This window comes from Streptomyces sp. NBC_01233, from assembly GCF_035989305.1.
Classification (GTDB): Bacteria; Actinomycetota; Actinomycetes; order Streptomycetales; family Streptomycetaceae; genus Streptomyces.
Genome location: NZ_CP108514.1, coordinates 9,712,265 through 9,733,526, shown reverse-complemented (window position 1 = coordinate 9,733,526; position 21,262 = coordinate 9,712,265). Strand labels below are relative to the sequence as shown.

At 72.6% G+C, this 21,262-nt stretch carries 16 protein-coding genes; 10 read left to right on the top strand and 6 right to left on the bottom strand.

Features of this window, described 5'->3' with window-relative positions; translation table 11 throughout:
- The first annotated feature begins 98 nt into the window (after window positions 1–98).
- The 7 genes from OG332_RS44680 to OG332_RS44650 all read left to right on the top strand — a co-directional run bounded on the left by OG332_RS44680 (window position 99) and on the right by OG332_RS44650 (window position 11,023).
- Entirely contained in the window at window positions 99–2,366 is a 2,268-nt protein-coding gene (locus tag OG332_RS44680) for an MMPL family transporter (protein WP_327418813.1), read from the top strand.
- Window positions 2,363–3,082, top strand: coding sequence for an LmeA family phospholipid-binding protein (locus OG332_RS44675; protein WP_327418812.1), 720 nt, complete (start codon window positions 2,363–2,365; stop codon window positions 3,080–3,082). Before OG332_RS44680 ends, OG332_RS44675 begins: the two co-directional genes overlap by 4 nt.
- A gap of 118 nt (window positions 3,083–3,200) precedes the next feature.
- Window positions 3,201–4,193, top strand: coding sequence for a cyclase family protein (locus OG332_RS44670; protein ID WP_327418811.1), 993 nt, complete (start codon window positions 3,201–3,203; stop codon window positions 4,191–4,193).
- 142 nt (window positions 4,194–4,335) lie between these two features.
- Window positions 4,336–7,122 (top strand): SpoIIE family protein phosphatase, encoded by a 2,787-nt coding sequence (locus OG332_RS44665; RefSeq protein ID WP_327418810.1) that lies wholly within the window; start codon window positions 4,336–4,338, stop codon window positions 7,120–7,122.
- Window positions 7,123–7,240: 118 nt separating this feature from the next.
- On the top strand, window positions 7,241–8,794 hold the full coding sequence (locus tag OG332_RS44660) for a sugar ABC transporter ATP-binding protein (RefSeq protein WP_327418809.1): 1,554 nt from the start codon (window positions 7,241–7,243) through the stop codon (window positions 8,792–8,794).
- A complete protein-coding gene (locus OG332_RS44655) occupies window positions 8,791–9,852 on the top strand; it encodes an ABC transporter permease (RefSeq protein WP_327418808.1) in 1,062 nt (353 codons plus the stop codon). Before OG332_RS44660 ends, OG332_RS44655 begins: the two co-directional genes overlap by 4 nt.
- 34 nt (window positions 9,853–9,886) lie before the next feature.
- Window positions 9,887–11,023, top strand: coding sequence for a substrate-binding domain-containing protein (locus OG332_RS44650; RefSeq protein ID WP_327418807.1), 1,137 nt, complete (start codon window positions 9,887–9,889; stop codon window positions 11,021–11,023).
- 24 nt (window positions 11,024–11,047) lie between these two features.
- Here the strand turns inward: OG332_RS44650 and OG332_RS44645 are convergent, their stop codons facing one another.
- The gene (locus OG332_RS44645) at window positions 11,048–11,785 is read right to left on the bottom strand and encodes an NPP1 family protein (protein WP_327419563.1); all 738 of its coding nucleotides are present in this window, start codon (window positions 11,783–11,785) and stop codon (window positions 11,048–11,050) included.
- A 304-nt stretch (window positions 11,786–12,089) separates the two neighbouring features.
- On the opposite strand from OG332_RS44645, the gene OG332_RS44640 reads away from it, so the two are divergent.
- The gene (locus tag OG332_RS44640) at window positions 12,090–13,280 is read left to right on the top strand and encodes a barstar family protein (protein WP_327418806.1); all 1,191 of its coding nucleotides are present in this window, start codon (window positions 12,090–12,092) and stop codon (window positions 13,278–13,280) included.
- 232 nt (window positions 13,281–13,512) lie between these two features.
- On the opposite strand, the gene OG332_RS44635 is transcribed toward OG332_RS44640, so the two are convergent.
- Entirely contained in the window at window positions 13,513–14,391 is an 879-nt protein-coding gene (locus OG332_RS44635) for an SDR family NAD(P)-dependent oxidoreductase (protein WP_327418805.1), read from the bottom strand.
- 89 nt (window positions 14,392–14,480) lie between these two features.
- On the opposite strand from OG332_RS44635, the gene OG332_RS44630 reads away from it, so the two are divergent.
- A complete protein-coding gene (locus OG332_RS44630) occupies window positions 14,481–14,948 on the top strand; it encodes a MarR family winged helix-turn-helix transcriptional regulator (RefSeq protein ID WP_327418804.1) in 468 nt (155 codons plus the stop codon).
- Here OG332_RS44630 and OG332_RS44625 read toward each other — a convergent pair.
- Complete coding sequence (locus OG332_RS44625; RefSeq protein ID WP_327418803.1) at window positions 14,917–15,564, bottom strand: TetR/AcrR family transcriptional regulator; 648 nt, start codon at window positions 15,562–15,564, stop codon at window positions 14,917–14,919. The genes OG332_RS44630 and OG332_RS44625 overlap by 32 nt on opposite strands.
- 62 nt (window positions 15,565–15,626) lie before the next feature.
- Here OG332_RS44625 and OG332_RS44620 point away from each other — a divergent pair, with 62 nt between their 5' ends.
- Complete coding sequence (locus OG332_RS44620) at window positions 15,627–17,240, top strand: FAD-binding oxidoreductase (RefSeq protein WP_327418802.1); 1,614 nt, start codon at window positions 15,627–15,629, stop codon at window positions 17,238–17,240.
- Window positions 17,241–17,368: 128 nt separating this feature from the next.
- Here the strand turns inward: OG332_RS44620 and OG332_RS44615 are convergent, their stop codons facing one another.
- The 3 genes from OG332_RS44615 to OG332_RS44605 all read right to left on the bottom strand — a co-directional run bounded on the left by OG332_RS44615 (window position 17,369) and on the right by OG332_RS44605 (window position 21,254).
- Window positions 17,369–18,277 carry a geranyl diphosphate 2-C-methyltransferase gene (locus OG332_RS44615; protein WP_327418801.1) on the bottom strand — a complete coding sequence of 303 codons (909 nt, stop codon included), beginning with the start codon at window positions 18,275–18,277 and terminating at the stop codon, window positions 17,369–17,371.
- A 2-nt stretch (window positions 18,278–18,279) separates the two neighbouring features.
- A complete protein-coding gene (locus OG332_RS44610) occupies window positions 18,280–19,623 on the bottom strand; it encodes a family 2 encapsulin nanocompartment cargo protein terpene cyclase (RefSeq protein WP_327418800.1) in 1,344 nt (447 codons plus the stop codon).
- 218 nt (window positions 19,624–19,841) lie between these two features.
- Entirely contained in the window at window positions 19,842–21,254 is a 1,413-nt protein-coding gene (locus tag OG332_RS44605) for a family 2B encapsulin nanocompartment shell protein (protein ID WP_327418799.1), read from the bottom strand.
- Between the last annotated feature and the right edge of the window lie 8 nt (window positions 21,255–21,262).

Genomic DNA, 21,262 nt, shown 5'->3' with positions numbered 1-21,262 from the left:
GGGCCCGCGGGGGTGCGCGGGGCGGGCGGAGGCGCCCGTACATTCCCCGAACAATGTGCCCACGGCCCCCTTACACGCGCCGCGCACCATGAGGCCCCATGAACACTTCATCGGCCGAGGGGCCGGGGCTCCTCCACAGGATCGGATGCTGGTGTGCCCGGCACGCCTGGCGGGTCGTCGCGCTGTGGGTGGTGCTGCTCGCCGGTCTCGGGCTGGCCAACCACGCGTGGGGCGGCACCTTCGCGGACAGCTTCTCCCTGCCGGGTACCCCTACGCAGACCGGCGCCGACCTGCTGGCCGCCCACACCAGCGGCTCCGGCGGCACGGCCGCACCCATCGTGATCACCTCCGACCAGGGTTCGGTCACCGGTCACCGGGCCGCGATCGAATCGTCCGTGGACGGCCTGCGCCGGCTGCCGGACGTGGTGTCGGTGGCCGACCCGCTCACCACGCCCGGGGCGGTCTCCGCGAACGGCGGGATCGCCCAGATCACCGTCCGCTTCAACGGCAACCCGGCGACCTTCGACCCCTCCTACCTCGCCGGGGTCGACAGCGCCGTCGGGCCGCTGCGCTCCGACGACGTCACCGTCGAGTACGGGGCTCCGCTCGGGCAGCTGGCCACGCCCAAGTCCGCCGACCAGACCTCGGAGGCCATCGGCCTGGCCGTCGCCGTGCTCGTGCTGCTGATCGGCTTCGGCAGCGTCGCCGCCACCGGCCTGCCGCTGCTGACGGCCGTGCTCGGCCTGGCCGTCAGCCTGGCCGGTCTCGGACTGCTCGCCGGGCCCTTCGACTTCGCCCAGGCGTCCCCGACCCTGGCCGCGATGATCGGTCTGGGTGTCGGCATCGACTACGCACTGTTCCTGACCACCCGCTTCCGGGCCCTGCTGCAGGCGGGCACGGAGCCCGCCGAGGCGGTCGGGCGCACGGTCGCCACCAGCGGGCGGGCCGTGCTGGTGGCCGCCGCCACGGTCGCCATGGCGCTGGGCGGGCTCTGCGTCTCCGGTGTGGGCTTCATCGGCACCCTCGGCGTCGCGGCCGGTATCAGTGTCGTCGTGGCCGCCGCCGCGACCGTGACGCTGACTCCCGCCCTGCTGGGGCTGCTCGGCAACCGCATCGACCGGCTCCACGTGCGCACGCCGGTCGCCGAACCCACCGGTGAGGGCGACGTCTGGCACCGCTGGGCCGTCCGGGTCAGCAGGCGCCCCTGGCTGTTCCTGGTCGGCGGCCTGCTCGTGCTCGGCATCCTGGCCGTCCCGGTCGCCTCCATGCGGCTCGGGCACGTCGACGCCGGAGCACAGTCCACCAGCAGGACCGACCGCCGGGCCTACGACCTGATCACCGAGGGCTTCGGCCCGGGCGCGAACGGCCCGCTCACGGTCGTGGCCCACCTCGACAGCCGGCAGGTCGCCGACGAGGCCCGGCGCCAGGACCTCGCCGCCTCGCTGCAGCGCGAACTGGCCGCCGTACCGGGCGTCGCCTCCGTGACGACGCCGGTGCCCAGCCCCGACCACATCCTGCTCATCACCACGGTCACCCCCGCCACCGGCCCGCAGGACGGCGCCACCGCCGACCTGATCCACACCCTGCAGGACGAAACGGTGCCGCAGGCGCTGTCGGGCACCGGCGCCACGGGCTACGTCACCGGCACGGCCGCCGCCACCCAGACCTTCACCGACACCCTCGCCGCCAAACTGCCGCTGATCATCGGTGTGGTGGTCACCGCGGCGTTCCTGCTGCTGCTCACCGTCTTCCGCAGTCCGCTGATCGCGCTCAAGGCCGCCGTGCTCAACCTGTTCTCGATCGCCGCCGCGTACGGGGTGGTCGTCGCGGTGTTCCAGTGGGGCTGGGGCGGCGAGCTGTTCGGCGTCACCGAGAAGGTGCCCGTCGAGTCCTACGTGCCGATGATGATGTTCGCGATCGTGTTCGGGCTCTCCATGGACTACGAGGTCTTCCTGCTCTCCCGGATCCGCGAGGCGTGGCTGCACCGGGAGGACAACCACCTGGCCGTCGCCACCGGCCTCGCCGCCACGGCCCGCGTCATCACCTGTGCGGCCCTGATCATGACCAGTGTCTTCCTGGCGTTCCTGCTCTCCACGAACGTCGCCGTCAAGATGCTCGCCCTCGGACTGGGCGTCAGCGTGATCATCGATGCCACGGTGGTCCGCCTGCTCCTGGTGCCCGCGTCCATGTACCTCTTCGGGCGGGCCAACTGGTGGCTCCCCTCCTGGCTGGACCGGCTCCTTCCGCATCTCGACCCGGAAGGACCCCCTGCCGCGCCCGACCCGTCGCCCGTATCCGCCCCCATACCCACGCCGCCGGCCGCGGCCTCTGCCCCTGCCTCGGCCGCTCAAGGAGAACGGCGATGAAGCAGCGCCTGACGAACGTCCGCGCAGCCGTGCGCCGCCACCTCGTCCTCACCGTCACGACCGCCGTGGTCCTGTCGGCCGTCATCGCCACGGGCGCGGCCGAGTTCACCGCCCGCACCGTGATCCGGAACCACGTCACGAAGGCGGCACCCGGTCTCGGGGAGGACGTGAGGGTCGGCGTGGCCGACGACTGGGCCCTGTGGGACCTGGCACACGGCAGCATCCCCCGGCTCGACATCAGCAGCGACGACGCCCGGGTCGGGCGCCTCCCGCAGGTCCGTGTCCGCGCGCGGCTCGACGATGTCCGGCTCGGCGACGGGGCCGCCGTCGGCGGTGCGCACGCCCAGGTGACCGCCTCCACGCAGTCCCTCGCCAGCGCGATCCGGACCGCCGTGCCCGCCGTACCGGTGTCCGCGGTCACCACGGATCCGGCGCGGGGCACCATCCTGGCCGCCGTGGGCCCCGGCGGCGCCGGACAGCTGACGCTGCGTCCCGTACTCGCGGACGGCAAGGTCACCCTCGCCGTCGACGGGCTCACCGTGTTCGGCCGCTCCGTCCCCACCAGCCGGCTCGGCATGGGCGACGGCGCCTTCGGAGCGGAGCCGGGTGCGCCGAAGGAGTACCCGCTCGGCCTCAAGGCCACCTCCGTACGCGTCCAGCCGGACGGCCTCGACGTCGCCCTGACGGGCGGCCCCGCCGCCCTGGCGGCGGCCTGACAGCGACAGGACGGGGGCGGCCGCGCGCCGGCTCGCGTACGGGGCACGGCAGGGAATCCTGGGGAGAGAACCGCGAGAACCGCGAGACCCCTATGGAGCCTGGAGCGCTGATGCGCACATGAGCCACGAACCCGCTGACGCCGGCCACGAACCCGCTGACGCCCCCGGCCCCCCGCCGGCCGCCGCTCCCGGCAGCGGGCCCGCCGTCTCCCGCCAGGAGTTCGACGCGCTCTTCGACCGGGTCCGCACCTGGGGCCGGTGGGCCGCCGCCGACCGCGGCGCCTGGAACCGGGTGACGGCGGACCACGTGCGGCGGGCCACCGCCCTGGTCCGGACCGGGACGGTCGTCCCGATGGCCCGGCCCTGGGACACCCGGCCCGGTCCGGACAACGCGAAGCCGGCCCTGCACTACATGTCCGACCTCGGCGACGTGGAGGCCCCGGAGCCCTCCGTCTACAAGGACTTCCTGGCCGTGGACTACCACGGCAAGGGCGTCAGCCACCTCGACGCGCTGTCACACGTCGCCTACCGGGGGCAACTGTACGACGGACGGGCGGCGCACGAGTGCGTCGATGCGGCCGGTGCCCGCTTCGGCGCGGTGTCGGCGCTCGGCCCGCTGGTCACCAGGGGTGTGCTCGTCGACCTGCCCGCCGTCCTCGGGGTCGCCTGGCTCGATCCGGGGCGCGCGGTGCACGCGCGGGACCTCGTCGCCGCCGAGGAGGTGCTCGGCGTGACGATCGGGGACGGGGACGCGGTCCTGCTGCGTTCCGGCGCCTTCCGCCGCCGCCGGGAATCCGGCCCCTGGGACCCCGCCGGGGCGAGTGCGGGCTGGCACGTGGACGCCCTGCCGCTGCTGGCCGAGCGCGGCATCGCCCTGCTCGGTGGCGACGGGGACAGCGACGTGCGGCCCTCGCCGGTCGAGGGGCTGCACTCCCCCGTACACACCCTCGCCGTCACCGCGATGGGAGTGCCCCTGCTGGACAACCTCGATCTGGAACCGCTCTCCGCCGCCTGCGCCGAGGCGGGCCGTTACGCCTTCATGCTCGTCGTGACGCCGCTGAACGTCCCGGGCGGGACGGGGTCGCCCGTCAATCCGGTCGCGGTCCTGTGAGGGCGGGCCCACCGCTGCGGCCGCTCCCCGCACTTCCTTGCCTCCCCTGCTCGTCTCAAAAATCTGAGGAATATACTCAAATCTGGTGATTCAGGGCATTCCGGCGTGAACCAAGGGCTGAAAGCCGAGGGAAGTGGTGCACATGGGGGTGGTGGGAGACCACATCGGGCCCGTGCGTCCCCGTGACCGATTCCTCCACGGCGAGTCGGTCGAGGAGGGAGTGAGGGGGCCGATCCTGCACTCGTGGCAGCGCAGCCGGCTGCTGGGCATCTCGCCCGACCAGTCCGAGCTTCCGTTCACGCAGGACTTCGACCCGGACGGCCGGCTCATCCGGGCCGCCCGGCCCGTCCTCGACCGGCTGGAGTCGGTCTTCGCGGGCAGCCAGATGAACATCTGCCTCGCCGACGGGTACGGAACCGTACTCGAACGCCGTTTCGGCGAGAAGTCCATGATCAGGAACCTCTCCCCGATCCAGACCGTCCCGGGCTTCGTCTTCGCCGAGCAGTTCGCCGGGACGAACGGCATCGGCCTCACCCTCGCGGAACGGCAGCTCTGCCAGGTCTTCGGCGCCGAGCACTTCGCCGAGCGGTCCCAGTCGAGCGCCTGTACGGCGATCCCCCTGCGCGACCAGCTCAGCGGCCACATCGAGGGCGTCCTGTGCCTCGGCTATCCCTACACCGACACGGACCCGGCCCTGGTCCCCGTGGTGCGCAAGGCGGCCGAGGCCATCGAAAGGCGGCTGATGGAGCAGAGTTCGGCGCGCGAGCGCGGCCTGCTTCAGGCCTATCTCGACGCCGCGAGCCGGACCGGGACGGACGAGTACTCCGGGAACGGGCACGGGCTCGCCATGGCCGAGCTGCTCCAGAGCGAGCTGGAGCAGAGCGATCAGATGACGCTCAAGGAGAAGGCCACGGAGCTGATGTCCTCGGCCCAGTGGGCGGCCGCCGAGGTGTCCCTGTCCCGCGACCGGTGGGTCACCCTCGTGAGCCGTCCCGTGACGAGCCCCTCGGGTGTGGAGGGCATCGTGATCGAGGCGCTGCTCCCCGACGAGGACGAGCGGCACGCTCCCGCCCCCACCGGCCCGCCGCCCGGGCCCCTTTCCCGCGCCGCGCCCCGTACGGCTCCGACGGCCGCCCGCGCACCCGCCGCTTCCGGCGGCGCACCCGGCACGTCCGGCGCACCCGCCACCGAGGACTCCTCCGGCGGCATGGTCCGGGGGCTGGTGCTGGTGGGCGAGCCCGAAGTGGGCAAGTACGCCGTCGCCGCACGGCGCCGCCTGGAGCTGCTGGCCGAGGCCAGCAACCGCATCGGCACCACCCTGGACGTGGGCCGCACCGCCTGGGAGCTCGCCGAGACGGCGGTCCCGCGGCTGGCCGACTTCGTCACCATCGACATGCCCGAGGCCGTCCTGCGCGGCGAGGAGTCCGCCCACCCCGGCACCGAGATGCACCGTACGGTGGTCCACGGAATCCGCGAGGACTGCCCCTTCTACCCGGTGGGCGCGCAGGTCACCCTCCACCCGGCCACGCCCCACATGCGCTGTCTGGCCACCGGTCAGCCCGTGCTGGAACCCGACCTCAAGGCCGCCTTCGGCTGGATCGCCCAGGACCCCGAGCACGCCGAGCGGCTCCTCGCGCACAACATCCACTCGCTCATCACCGTCCCCCTGTTCGCCCGCGGCGTCCTCCTGGGCATCGCGAGCTTCTACCGTTCCCAGGACCCGGCCCCCTACGGGGACGACGACCGCTGGCTGGCCCAGGAGCTCGCCGCCCGCGCCGCCCTCTGCATCGACAACGCCCGCCGCTACACCCGCGAACACACCCTGGCCCTGGCCCTCCAGCGCAGCCTGCTCCCGCGCGGCCTCCCCGACCAGGACGCCGTCGAGGTCGCCCACCGGTACCTGCCCGCCGAGCACGGAGTCGGCGGCGACTGGTTCGACGTCATCCCCCTGTCCGGCACCCGCGTCGCCCTCCTCGTCGGGGACGTCGTCGGCCACGGACTGCACGCCGCCGCCACCATGGGCCGACTGCGCACCGCAGCCCGCAACTTCGCCGAACTGGAACTCGCCCCGGATGAACTCCTCACCCACCTCGACAACCTGATGGTGCGCCTCGACCGGGAGGAGGGCGGGGACAACCCGGCCCTCGGCAGCGGCATCGTCGGCGCCACCTTCCTGTACGCCATCTACGACCCCACCTCGCGGCGGTGCACCATGGCCCGCGCCGGCCACCCTCCGCCCGCGCTGGTCCACCCGGACGGCGCCGTGACGCTCCTCGACCTGCCCGCCGGACCCCCGCTCGGCCTCGGCGGACTCCCCTTCGAGTCGGTGGAGATGCAGCTCCCCGAACACAGCCAGCTGGTCCTCTACACCGACGGGCTCATCGAAGACCGCCATCGCGACATCGACGTGGCCCTCGGCGAGCTCACCCGCGCGCTGGCCCACCCGGACCGCGCCCCCGAGGAGACCTGCCAGGCGGTCCTCGACGCCGTGGCCCCCGAGCACCCCGGTGACGACGTCGCCCTCCTCGTCGCCCGCACCAACGCCGTGCCCCCCGACCGGATCGCCTCCTGGGACCTGGCCGCCGACCCGGCCCTGGTGGGCGACGTCCGCGCCGCCGCCGTGAGCCAGTTGGGCCGTTGGGGGCTGGACGAGTCCGCCTTCGCCACGGAACTGCTGCTCAGCGAGCTGGTCACGAACGCCGTCCGCTACGGCACCGCGCCCATCCGGGTACGCCTCATCCACGACCGCACCCTGATCTGCGAGGTGTACGACGCGAGCAGCACCGCCCCGCGCATGCGCCACGCCGCCAACACCGACGAGGGCGGCCGCGGCCTGTTCCTCGTCGCCCAGCTCTCCCAGGCCTGGGGTACCCGGTACACCACCGAAGGCAAGGTCATCTGGGCCGAGTGCGCCCTGACCGCGGCGTGACGGCCTCGCCCACGGCGGCACGTCCCGGCGAGTTCAATGCCGGAGATATACGGGCAGTTCGGCATAGAATCCCCCATGCAGTCGGGAAGAACTCGGAGGCCGACCCCCGGAGAAGTCTGTGCATGACGCTCCCGACACCTCGATGAGCCCGCCGTCGCCCTTCGGTGGCGGACCCCTCGTCCGCATGCGCGGTCTCGGCAAGCGGTTCGGCGGCACGGTGGCGCTGGCCGGGGTCGACCTCGACATCCACCGGGGCAGCGTCCTCGCCCTCCTCGGCCCCAACGGCGCCGGGAAGTCCACCCTCATCAAGGTGCTCGCCGGGGTCCACCGCGCCGACGAGGGCGAGGTGACGGTGGCCGGCCATCCGCTCGGCTCGCACGCCGCGGCCCGGACCATGTCCTTCATCCACCAGGACCTCGGTCTCGTCGCGTGGATGACGGTGGCCGAGAACGTCGCCCTGGGCACCGGCTACCCGCGCCGGCGCGGACTGATCTCCTGGAGGCGCACCCGTGAGCGCTGCGACGAGGCCCTGCGGATCGTCGCCGGGCACCTGGACGCCGACGCCCGAGTCGCCGACCTCGCCCCCGCCGAGCGCTCGCTGGTCGCCATCGCCCGCGCCCTGGCGACCGACGCCGAACTCATCGTGCTCGACGAGCCGACCGCCACCCTCCCCGCCGCGGACTGCGCCCGGCTGTTCGACGTCCTGCACGCCCTGCGCGACCGGGGGCACGGCATCCTCTACGTCAGCCACCGGCTCGACGAGGTGTACAAGGTCGCCGACACCTTCGCCGTCCTGCGCGACGGCCACGTGGTCGAACGCGGCCCCCTCGCCGGTTTCGCCCCCGCCCGGCTGGTGCGCGCCATCGTGGGCCACGAACCGGCCGCCCCCGCGCCGGCCGCGCCCCGCGCCACCACCGGGCCGCCCCTCCTGCGCCTCGACGGCGTGCGGACCGCGTACGCCGGACCGGTCAGCCTGGACCTGCGGGCCGGGGAGATCCTCGGCATGGTGGGCCTGACCGGCGCCGGCCACATGGACCTGGGCCGCGCCCTCGCCGGCGCCCGGCCGATGCTCGGCGGGCGGGCGCTGCTCGACGGCCGGCCGTACCGCCCGCGCAGGGTCTGCGCCGCTCTCGCGTCCGGCGTCGGCTTGGTGGCGGGCAACCGTCAGGAGGAGGGCTGCGCCGCCGAACTGACCGTCCGGGAGAACTTCCTGGCGAACCCGCGGGCGGCCGGTGTCCCGGCGCTGCGGTGGACCGGCCCCCGCCGCGAGCGAGCCGAGGCCACCGCCCTGATCGACCGCTTCTCGGTGCACCCCCGCGACAGCGAGGTGCCGATCGCCACCCTGTCCGGCGGCAACCAGCAGAAGGTGATGGTCGGCCGGTGGCTCCGCGGGAACCTGCGCCTGCTCGTCCTCGAAGAGCCGACCGCCAGTGTGGACGTCGGCGCCAAGGCCGTGATCCACCGGCTGCTCGACGACGCGCTGGCCTCCGGCCTGGCGGTCCTGCTCATCTCCACCGATTTCGAGGAGGTCGCGGGGGTGTGCCACCGCGCGCTGGTCTTCGTCCGCGGGACCGTGAGCGCCGAACTGACCGGTGCGGCCCTCACCGTCACCGAACTCACCCGGACCGCGTCGGCGATGCCCCCGATCACCGGGACCGCGACGAGCCGATGACCCACTCCCCCTCGCGCCGATCCCTGCTGGGCCACCTCCGCGGGCACCTCGTCGGCAGCTACGGCCTCCCGGCCCTCGCCGTCCTGCTCTTCCTGGTCTTCTCCCTCACCCTGCCGGGCACCTTCCCCACCCGGGACAACGTGTCCTCGATCCTCTCCAACCAGTCCGTCCCCGCCCTCCTGGCGCTGGGCGCGACCATCCCGATCGCCGCCGGCAAGTTCGACCTGTCCATCGGGTACGGCCTCGGCCTGGCGCACGTGCTGGTGATGCAGATCATCGTCAACGAGGGCTGGCCCTGGCCCGCCGCCTGCCTCGTCGTGGTCCTCGGAGGGGCGGCGGTCGGCGCGCTCAACGGCGTCATCGTCGAGTTCGGGCAGATCGACTCCTTCATCGCCACGCTCGGCACCGGCAGCATCATGTACGCCTTCACCGGCTGGATCACCGACGGGGGCCGGATCGTCCCCGGCCCGAACGGCCTCCCCGCCGACTTCACCGGCCTCTACGACTCCCGGTTCCTCGGCCTGCCGCTGCCGGCCTTCTACGTGCTCGCCCTCACGGCCGGCCTGTGGGTGGTCCTGGAGCGGCTGCCGCTCGGCCGGTACCTGTACGTCATCGGCTCCAACCCGCGCGCCGCCGGCATCATCGGCATCCCCACCCACCGGTACTCCGTCTACGCCTTCACCGGATCGGGCCTGGTCGTCGGCTTCGCCGGGGTCCTCCTCGCCGCCCAGCAGCAGACGGGCAACCCGAGCGTCGGTCTGGAGTACCTGCTGCCCGCCTTCGTCGGGGCCCTGCTCGGTGCCACCACGATCAAGCCCGGCCGTGCCAACGCCCTCGGCACCATCGTGGCCGTCGCCGTCCTCGCCATCGGCCTCGCCGGAATCGGCCAGCTCGGCGCCCAGTTCTGGGCCACGCCGCTGTTCAACGGCGCCACCCTGCTCATCGCCGTCGGCCTGGCCGGCTACTCCGCCCGCCGCCGGCTGCGCACCGGCACCGCGGCGACCCGCCGGTCCCCCGCTCAACCTCCTGCCGCACCACCGCAGAACAGCCGTCCGTAGCAGACCTCGTACGCGCACCCGCACCAGGAGCACCGTGTACCCGAACCTCAAGACCACCCTCACGGCCGCAGCCCTGCTGACAGCGGCCACGGCCCTCGTTACGGGCTGCGGGAGCGGCCCGTCGACCGGCGCCGGGCCATCGAAGGCCGGATGCCCCGCCGCCCTCGCGAATGCCGAGGCGGCCGTTCGGCAGGCCGAGAACACGGACGCCGCCTGGCACGGCCCCACCAGCGGCCCCCCGGCGGCGGCCGGCAAGACCATCGTCTACGTCGCGCAGACCATGACCAACCCCGGTGTCGCGGGCGTCGCGAAGGGCGTCGAGGAGGCCGCGAAGGCCATCGGCTGGCAGGTCCGGGTGATCGACGGGGAGGGCACCCCCGCCGGCATCCAGGCGGCGCTCAGCCAGGCCATCACGCTCAAGCCCTCGGGCATCGTCATCGGGGGCTTCGACCCCCAGCCGACCTCGCAGCAGATGGCGCGGGCAGAGGCCGCGCACATCCCGGTCGTCGGCTGGCACGCGGTCGGATCGCCCGGCCCGAGCGAGCACCCCCGGCTCTTCACCAACGTCACGACGAAGGTGGAGGACGTGGCGCGGATCAGCGCGGACTGGATCATCGCCGGGGCCCGCGGAGATGCCGGGGTCGTCCTCTTCACCGACGACTCGATCCCCTTCGCCAAGAACAAGTCCGATCTGATCCGGCAGGAGCTGGCCACCTGTTCCGGCGTACGGCTCCTGTCCCGCGAGAACATCCCCATCCCGGACGCCGCCAGCCGCACCCCCCAGGCGGTCTCCTCCCTCCTCTCCCGCTTCCAGGACGATTGGACCCACTCCGTCGCCATCAACGACCTCTACTTCGCGGACGCGGCCCCGGCCCTGCGCGCGGCCGGCAAGCCGGGGTCCGGACCGCCCTTGAACATCGGCGCGGGCGACGGCGACCCGTCCGCCTTCCAGCGCATCAACAGCAAGCAGTTCCAGGCCGCCACCGTCCCCGAGCCGCTGTCCCAGCAGGGCTGGCAGATCGTCGACGAGTTCAACCGCGCGTTCGCCGGCCGGCCCGCCAGCGGCTACGTGGCCCCCGTCCACGTCGCGACGGCCGACAACAGCGAGGGCGCCACGTCCTGGGATCCGTCCGGTTACCGCGAGGGGTACCGGAAGATCTGGGGCGGGTGACCCACGCCGACGGCTGCCGACCGACTACTGGTACGGGTCGAAGGGAATGCCCGCCGGCTTGGCCTCCGCGAGGTGGGAGGCGAAGGAGCCGTCCTTCAGACCGAAGTGCGCGCTGCCGAAATCGGCCTGGCTGAGCTTGTCCCGCAGGGTCGCGGGATAGCCCGACCATCCGACGAGCGCGGGGAACTGCCAGGTGCCGCGGTGGTTCTCGGGCGGCTCGTCGTTGGGGTTCGCCGCGCGGAAGCAGTGCGTGCTCACCCCGTCCTTGTGGTAGACGATCTTGGGGTGGGTGCCGTCCCAGCGGATCTGGTCGCGGGTGTGGATGTTGAAGTCGCCGTGGGCGGAGGTCGCGACGTACTTGGCCTCGTTGTTCTGGATCCACACCACCACGTGTTCCCAGTCGTGGCGGTGACCGCCGAGGGAGACACCGGCGAGGGCCTGGTCCTTCTCGAAGTACAGCGCGTAGACCACGGCGCACCAGCCGTTGTTGCACTTCCAGCGGGAGTAACCGTTGGTGTTCTGGAGGTCCGAGGCGTCCCGGCAGCTGCCGTTGAGGGCGCCGGTGGGTTTGAGTCCCCCGTTCAGAACTCCGGTCGGGCCTATGGCGGGTGTCGGGTAGCAGCCGTCGGTGTCGTAGTCGTAGGCCGGCTGGAAGGTCAGCTCGATCGCCTCGGCCTGGCTGGGCAGGGCCGGGGGCGGCGCGGCGAAGGCCGCCTGGGGAACGGCGACGACCAGCGCGAGGGCGGCCCCGACGACCACCATTGATCTCCGGATGTGACGGTTCGTCCGCAAAACGGGCTCCTGACCGGTCGGCTCGACGGGCATGGGCGGATCGCGGCCGTCATCGGCCGACACGCCGGGAGCATCATTCGCGAACGGCAGGGGACACGGCAAGGGTCCTAACCGCCCCTCTTTCCGGCCCTGCACCGATCCGGACACCCTTCCACGCAAAGAGATTTGACTATATGTCAGGATATGGAAACGGGCCGGGCCCGCCGACTCGCGACCTCCCGCCCGGCGTGAAACCCGCATGAGATCCCGGCCAGGCCCCTGTTGGATGTGCGGTATGAAGAACCCCTGGCACGAGCGGTGGAGCCGGGAGCGCGGCACGCCGCTCCGGTACGTCCTGGTGGAGGAGAGAGACCACGGGCCGGAGGGCAGGAGCTTCCCCTACGCCTGTGGATACGACCTCCTGGCGAAGTGTGCGGACGTGGAGGGGCTGTTCACAGAACCGCCGGTGCCGGCCGTGCCCGGAGAAGAGCTGGTGCTGTTCTCGTGCGCACCGCTCGGCCCGCTCCGCGAAGCCGTCGACGGCAAGGACGGCGGCCGGATCGGCGACATGCTGATCGAGGTGCGGCTGGGGGGCGAGAAGGTGCACGACTGGGACTACGAGCTGTGCGACGCCGTCGTCGTGGACCAGCAGCCCAGCCCGGAGGACGCCTCACTCGTCGACATCGCCTTGGAAGCCGGCGTCCGACCGCCCTCCTGGTCCTTCGGAACGCCGTCGGACGAACGCCAGAAGCAGTTCGGCTTCGAGCTCTTCGACCCCGAGGGAGACACTCCGTACGGCTCCTGCGCGGCGGTGCCCCGGCTCTTTCACTCCCGGCGGCCTCCGGAGGCGGTGGTGCTCCGGCTCCTCGGCTGCGACCCCGACGCCCCGCTCCTGTCGCGGGGGCACGGCTCCACGCGGCTGGACATCCTGGCGGTCGACCGGACGGGTCGCGTCATGACCGGGCGGACCGCCTGGCTGTCCGTCGTCGAAGCGCGGCCTTCCGCCCTCGGCGGCGGCCTGCTCGACGTCACCGTCTCCGGAGAGGTCGAGGAACAGCCCCGGCCCGAGCTCGAACCCGTCTGGCAGGCATGGCTGGACGGGCGGCCCACCGAGCCCAACCAGTGGGCGCGGTTCCCGGACGAGCTGCGGGGGGAATGGCTCCGGTTCACGGAGATGCGCCACGGCCCGGACCGGAAGGGCGGCGCGTACCACCTCGACGGCCGGCACGTGACCGGCCACTACGCCCTGTACTGCGCGCTGGGCGAGGCGCTCAACGGCCCCGGCGGCTACTACGGCAGGTGCTGGAACTCGCTGTTCGACTGCCTGTCCGGCGGTTTCGGAGCCCTTCCGCCCTTCACCCTGGTCTGGCACGACTTCGAGGTGGCCCACCGCGCCCTGGCCGGCGAAGGGATGACCGCCGGCTCCTATGCCGAGGAGGTCGTCGGCCGCCTCAGGGCCTTCGGCGCCACCATGGAACTCAGGTAGGGACGGTCATCGCCCGACGGTGTTCATCAGGACGATGGCGACGACGTTCAGGAAGATGACCGCAACGGCGCCACCGATCATGATCCAGGCTCTGCGTGATTCGTCCATGCCTACGAGTCACCTCCCGGCTCGCTCCGCCGTACCCTCGCGCGGAGGGTGCGTCGGCCTCCAGCCATGATGACCCGGTTCCGGCCGGAGCACAGATCGGGCGCTCCGGCCCGGCCCCCGCCGGTCAGGAGACCCAGGCGCCGGTCATGCCGAGGACCGCCGAGCCGTCCCGGTCATCGAGCTTGGTCCCGGTGAAGTCGCGGGCCCACTGCGAGGTCTGGATGCGGAACGCGGGGCGGTCGGCGGTCAGCGCCTCCATCACGGACTCGGCCGCGCCGGCCGGGGTCTGGGCGCCGTCCAGGAACTGGCCGACCGTACGGGCGACGTAGTGGCGCAGCGCGTCGGCGTACGGGCCGGCCGCGGCGATCCGGCCTTCGATGTCGAGCCCGATGTTGTTGACGAACTCCGTGGCCACGGCGCCCGGCTCGATGACGGACACGCTCACGCCGACGGCGCCCGCGACGGGGGCCAGGCTCTCCATGTACCCCTCCACGGCGAACTTCGCGGCGCAGTAGGCCTCGTTGAAGGGCTGACCGATGACGCCGCCGACGCTGGTGACCGTGATCAGGCGGCCGCCGGTGGCCCGCAGGTGCGGCAGGGCGGCCTTGGAGACGTTCAGCACGCCGAAGAAGTTGACCTCCATGACCTCGCGGACGTCGGCGACGGTTTCGAGTTCGAGGGTGCCGACGTGCCCGGCACCCGCGTTGTTCACGACCGCGTCCAGGCGGCCGTAGTCGGCGATCACGCCGTTGACGGCGTCGGCGACGCAGGCCTCGTCGACGACGTCGAGCCGGCGGATGTCGAGCTCGACGCCCGCCTCGACGCCCGCCTCGGCGGCCGCCTTGCGCAGGGCGTCGGCCTTGCTGGTGTCACGCAGCGTGGCGATGGTACGCCAGCCGGCCCGGGCGGCGGCGACGGCGGCCGCCAGGCCGATACCGGAGGACGTACCGGTGATCAGGACGGTGCGGAGGGAGCTGCCGGGAGTGGCGGGGAGGGTCGACATGGCGGTCACCTTTCACGGAACGTGATTTATGTGCGTGCACACACACCATAAAGTTATGTGCGTGCGCACGCAACCTCTAGACTGCCGACATGCCGAAGAAGCTCACCGAAGCCGAGATGCCGGCGGCCGACTACGCCTTCTACGGGCTGGTCTGGGCCGGCACCACGTTGACCGACCGCGTCGACCGCGCCCTCGTGAAGGCCCACGACCTGCCCGTGTCCTGGTTCGAGGTCATGCTGTGGCTGGCTTCCAGCCCCGAGCCCGTGCCCGCCTCCGTCCTCGGCAACAGCACGCTGCTCAGCCGCAGCCAGGTCTCCCGGGTCGTGGACGCCCTCCAGGCCCGGGGCCTGGTGACCCGCACGCCCTCGGCGCGTGACGCCCGATCGGTGGAGGTCTCCCTCACGGAGGCGGGACGCACGCTCTTCGCCGAGGCCGACACCACCCGGCGCGAGGCCCTGGCGCCGGCCTTCACCGAGCTCCTCGACGAGCGGGACATGGAGGCGCTGGGGACCGTGTGGCGCAAGCTCAAAGCCGAGAAGGGCCGCCTTCAGGGCTGAGCATGGCGGCCGCCGCGAAGAGGCGGGCGCAGCGTCGGGTCATGGCCTCCGGGGACTGCTCCGGGTGCTTGACCCACCAGCGTACGAGGGTGGCGACCAGGTCCCGCCAGACGTACTTGAGCGCGTCGGCGTCCAGCGGGTCGGTGGATCCGGCCGCGCGCAGCAGGTCGGCGGTGCCGCCGGCGGCGAGCCCGTCGATGGCCGCCCAGTACTCCGAAGCCCGGCGGGCGGCCTCGCCGCCGGGCGGCAGCGTGGTGTCGTACAGCACGAACCACGCCTCCCGTCGCCCCTCCAGGGCGGCGAAGATCCCGTGCAGCACGCGCAGCGGCGTGTGCGGCGCGGTCCCGTGGGGGCCCATCGCCGTACGGATCGCATCCAGCAGCCGGTCACCGACGGGGACCAGGCAGGCGACGTACAGGTCCTCCTTGGTCCCGAAGTACTGGTGCAGCAGCGTCTTGGTGACACCCACCCGCGCGGCGATCGCAGGGAGCGACGCGGCTGCGTAGCCGCGCGTTCCGAACTCGTCCGTGGCGGCCTCCAGCATCTGTCGGCGGCGGTGCTCCCGCGGGACTCCTTTGGTGCCGGCCTTGGACGAAGGGGCTGAGGGGGTTGCCATGAGCCAATATTATCAGTAGGTAATTTACCCCTAGGTAAGTTGCCTCGACCCCTGGAGCCCCCATGACCGGCACCACTGCGCAGCCGACATCCCGTGCCCGCTCCTGGTGGGGCTGGGGGTGGGCCGACGCCCATCCCGACGACGCCGAATGCGCCGCGATGGGCGCCCTCCTCCCCGGCACCCTCGCCCGCCCGCTCCCCGTTCCCCGGGTCGGCGACCTGGGCATCGCGGCCCCCGCCGTGGAGCCGCCGGGCAGCCTCGCCCACCTGGTCACCGCCGATCCCGCGGACCGCGCCGCCCATGCCATGGGCAAGGCGTACCGCGACGTGATGCGCGCCCTGCGCGGGCGGCCCGGCCGCATCCCCGACCTCGTCGCCCGCCCGCTGGACGACCGGGACGTGGCCGATCTGCTGGACTGGGCCGGTGAGCGGCGGGTCGCCGTCGTCCCGTACGGCGGGGGCTCCTCGGTCACCGGGGGCGTGGAGTACCGCGGCGACGCCCACCAGGCGGTGCTGTCCCTCGATCTGACCTCCATGGACCGCGTCCTGGAGGTCGACACCGAGGGCCGGTCCGCGCGCATCCAGGCCGGCACCCTCGGGCCGGGCCTGGAGGACCAGCTCCGGCCGCAGGGCCTCACCCTGCGGCACTTCCCGCAGAGCTTCGAGTTCTCCACCCTCGGGGGCTGGCTCGCCACCCGCGCCGGCGGCCACTACGCCACCGGCCGCACGCACATCGACGACTTCGTGCAGTCGCTGCGCGTCGTCACCCCGGCCGGCACGAGCGCCTCGTGGCGGCTGCCCGCCTCCGGGGCCGGCCCCTCCCCCGACCGCCTGTTCCTGGGCTCCGAGGGGGCCCTCGGCATCATCACCGAGGCATGGGTCCGGCTGCAGGAGCGTCCCCGCCACAAGGCGTCCGCCGCGGTCGCCTTCGCCGACTTCCAGGACGCGCTCCGGGCGGTGCGGGCGATCGCGCAGTCCGACCTCTCCCCCGCCAACTGCCGTCTGCTGGACGCCGGTGAGGCCGCGCTGTCGGGCGCGGCGCGGGACGGCTGCGCCGTGCTGGTGCTGGGGTTCGAGTCGGCGGACGAACCGGTGACCGCCCGGCTCGAACGGGCCGTTGCCCTGGCCCGCTCGCACGGCGGCCGGTACGAGACGGCGAACGCGGGCGGTGGCACGTCCGCCGGTGCGTCCGGTGACGCGGCCGTGAGCGCCTGGCGATCGGCCTTCCTCCGGATGCCCTACCTGCGCGACGGCCTGGCCAGGATGGGCGCCGTCGCGGAGACCTTCGAAACGGCCGCCACCTGGGACCGGATCCCCGGCCTGATCGACGCGGTCCGCACCGAGGTCGGCGCGGCGGCCCTCAAGGCCACCGGACACCCCGCCACCGTCAACTGCCGTCTGACACACGTGTATCCGGACGGCGCGGCCCCGTACTTCACCGTCCTCGCCGCCGGGCGGGCCGGCGACGAGGTCGCCCTGTGGGACGACCTCAAGGCCGTCGCGGGCGAGGTCCTGCACCGCCACCGGGCCACCATCACCCACCACCACGCCGTCGGCCGGGACCACCGGCCGGACTACGACCGCCAGCGCCCCGAGCCCTTCGCCCTCGCGCTGCGGGCCGCGAAGGGGGCGCTCGACCCGCGGGGCATCCTCAACCCCGGCGTGCTCGTGGACTGACCGGTCCGGTGAACGGCGGGTGGGGCCGGGTCCGCCGGGGGGGCGGATCCGGCCCCTCGGGCCGGCGCTCGGGCGGACCCGGTCGGTCGGACGCGGTCGGTCGGACGCGGTCGGCCGGACGCGGTCGGTCAGACGCGGTCGGCGGCGATCAGCACGTACTGGAAGGAGCCGTCCTTGTAGGACTCGATGAACGCCTCCTCGATGCCGGTGACCAGCGAGGACGTGGCCCGCAGCTCCCAGTAGGGCAGCGTCTCGGGGGTCAGGTCGATGACGGCCTGCGGTACGAGACGGTTGTCGGCCATCGCGCGCAGGTACTCGCGGCGGGAGTGGATGTTGCACTCGAAGTGCATGTTGATCTGGGAGACCCACTTCGAGGGCTGACCGTACCGCGGGTTCCAGCAGCCGGTGATGGTCACGTAGCGGCCGCCGACCTCAAGGACCCGGGAGTGCTCCGCGAAGAGGTCGTGCAGGTCGACGTACATGCTCGACTCGTTGTTCCACGAGGCCGCGGCCTGCCCGGTCTCGAAGGGCGTGCTGAGCATGTTGCAGACGCGGGCGCGGACGTGGTCCTCGATGCCGAGCTCGCGGGCCCGCCGGTTGGCGAAGTCGGCCTGCTTGGCCGACAGGGTGACGCCCTCGACCTTGCACCCGAAGCGCTGGTGGGCCATGACCATCGAGCCGCCGCGGCCGCAGCCGGCGTCCACGAGGGTGTCCTCGCGCCCGATGGGGCCGAGGTGGTTCAGGAGGACCTCGGCCTGCGCCGACTCCAGCCGGTGCAGCTCGGCGACCAGCTTCTTCTCGTACTCGCTGTCACCGGCGTCGCCGAGGGAGGCGTGGTCGACGTCGCCGATGCCGTAGTGGTGGTGGTAAAGGCCGTCGACGTCGCCGAGGCGCAGGTTCACGGGCCTGGCCTCGTTGTTCCAGTAGCGGGCGATGTCCCCCTGGTAGGGCGTCGCCGGGGAGGGGATGATCACGGAGGGGTCGGCAGAGGTGGTGGTGGTGGTGGTGAAATCGGTGCTGGTCACGAATAGATCCATCCTTACCAGAAGTCGGGCAGGCTATAGCGATAGGTGTTGGTCTGGTGCCAGTAGTGGTTGCCGTCGACCCACACGGCCACGCCCCGCAGGAAGCGCAGCACGCTCGGAACGGGGCAGGCGGCCGCCAGGGCGGCGGCTTCGGCTTCGAACTCGTGCATGAGGTCGTTGTGGACCTCGACCGCCTTGAGGTAGGCCTCCCGCTCTGACGTGTCCTCGCGTTCGGCGATCACCACGGGCAGGTTCAGGTGCCGGCCGGGGCTGGCTTGTTCCTTGGTGTAGGAGTAGAGGTCGTTGACGATCGTGGTGGCGTTGCCCGCGAGCGCGATGACCCGCTGCATGGCGGCCGGCGCATGGAGGTCCGCGGGCAGTTCGTAGCCGCCGACGGTGTCGGTGATGGTGGGGCAGGGGCGGAAGTTGTTGAACTGGCGCATCGCCAGGTATTCCCACACCTCGGGGACGTGGTCCGTCTGGGCCCAGGCCGCCTCGGCGAGGTACCCCATGTGCAGACGGGCCATGTCGTGCCGGAACCGGTCGGCCTGGGAGGGGCTGGCCACCTGGAGGAAGTACTCCATGGCGGAGCGGTAGGCGCGCCGGGGTGCGTCCGAGTGGAGCGACTGCGCCCACTCCGGCTGGTACTCCTTCGTCGTGTGGAGGGGGTCCAGGGCGGTGTGCGCCATCAGGAGGCGTCCGCCGAGGCCGATGGGCGAGCCGCCGTGGTCCTCGCAATAGCAGTCGTCGACAGCGTTCTCGGCGACCATCAGCCGGGTGGCGAGCATCAGGTGCTCGACGGTGGGGGCGTCCGGATGGCAGGCCACCATGTACCGCCCGACGGAGAAGCCGTCGAACTCGCCCTCCCAGTCGTCGGGGTACAGGTCGACCTCGTCCACCGCCCAGTCCTTGATCCTGCGGCTGACCTCCTCCACCCGTGCGGGGCCGGGCTCCTGGATCGGGTGGTAGTAGAGGCCGGGGATCGGATGACCCGGCACCGGCTCCTCGGGCGCCGGAGCCGCCGGTGCCGCCGGCAGCACCTCGGCCCGGGCGGCCAGGTGCAGGCTCGCCGTGCCCAGCCCGCTGGGTCCGCGCAGGATCCGCTCCAGGGCCGGGCTCGCCTGCCACACGGCGGCAGCGGGTCCGTCCTCGGACACGGGTACGTCGACGGGCCCCGCCGGGGGCAGTGGTACGGGCACTTCCACGGGCACCCCTACGGGAGCGTCCGCGGGCACGGTGGACAGGGCGCCGACGGCCTCGATGCCGGAGGCCAGGGCGTTGGCGAAGACGTGGGCCCCGAAACGGGCCGCAGCGGCAGGCAGGCTCGACTGCAGAGGGGAAGGCCCGGGCTCGGGCATCCGTGGCTCCTTGCTGGGGTGGGTGGGCTGTCCCGGATCCCGGGCGCGCTCGGCCGGCCTGGGACGATCCGGGCCGGGCCGTCGCGCCCGTCGGGCGGGCCGCCGGCGGGTGTCCGCCGGCGGTGTCCGGTGGATCGGGGCCGCAGGGCACGGGTCGGCAGGTGGCGGACGGCCCGGGCCCGGCCGGGATCCACCGGCTGTCCCTGGTCGCGCCGGCGCTAGTCGCGCCGGCGCGCGATCTGCACGTTCTCCAGCACGCCGAGCGCGTCGGGCACCAGGATGGCGGCGGAGTAGTAGGCGGTGACCAGGTAGGAGATGATCGACTTCTCGTCGATGCCCATGAAGCGCACCGACAGGCCGGGCTCGTACTCCTCCGGCAGACCGGTCTGGCGCAGACCGATCACGCCCTGGTTGTCCTCGCCGGTTCGCATGACGAGGACGGAGCTGGTGTTCTCCTTGCTGATGGGGATCTTGTTGCAGGGCAGGATCGGGACCCCGCGCCAGGCCGGGACCTGCTGCCCGCCCACGTCGACGTGGTCCGGGTAGAGGCCGCGGGAGTTGAACTCGCGCCCGATCGCCGCGATGGTCCTGGGGTGGGCGAGGAAGAACTTGGAGCCACGGCGGCGGCAGAGCAGCTCGTCGAGGTCGTCCGGGGTGGGCGGGCCGGAGTGGGTCTGGATCCGCTGCTTGAAGGCGGCGTTGTGGAGCAGGCCGAACTCCCGATTGTTGATCAGCTCGTGCTCCTGGCGCTCGCGCAGCGCCTCGATGGTGAGCCTGAGCTGCTCCTCGGTCTGGTTGTGCGGCCCGTTGTAGAGGTCGGCGACCCTGGTGTGGATCCGCAGGACGGTCTGCGCGATGGAGAGCTCGTACTCGCGGGGCTTGAGCTCGTAGTCGACGAAGGCACCGGGCAGTTCGGCCTCGCCGGTGTGGCCGGCCGACATGGCGATCTCGGCCTCGCCGTGCTTGTTCTGCCGCTGGTGGGGAAGCGAGCTGAACTGCTGGACGTGGGCCTGGAGGCTCGGCGCCGCGGACAGCACGGCGGCGAACTCGGCGCGGGACAGGGTGAGCAGGGTTCCGGGCGTCTCGGCGGTGGCGGTGTAGTCCCACGCGGCGTCGGCGTCCAGCAGGGCGTTCTCGCCGAACTGCTCGCCGTCGGCGAGGACGGCGACGGCGACCGCGTCACCGTACTTCCCGACGGAGGTCTGGCTGATCCGGCCGTGGGCGATCAGGTGGATCTGGTCGGCGGGGGTGCCGCGTTCGACCAGCACCTCGCCGGCCCGGAAGTCGCGCTGGACGCACCGGTCGGCGAGGGCCGTCAGCACCTCCTCGTCCTCGAAGCCGCGCAGCAGGGCGAGTTCGCCGAGCTCGCGGGGGATCACCCGGACGTCGCCGCCGTCCTGGATGAACTCGATGCGCCCGTCGCCGACGGTGTAGCTGAGCCGGCGGTTCACCCGGTAGGTGCCGCCCTTGGTCTCCACCCAGGGCAGCATGCGCAGCAGCCACCGGGAGGTGATCTCCTGCATCTGCGGGGCGGACTTGGTCGTGCTGGCGAGGTTGCGGGCGGCGGCCGTACTCAGGCTGGACTGCTGGGTCGCTTCCAGCTGCGCTTCCGGGCTCGTGTCAACAGTCATCGGTCGAG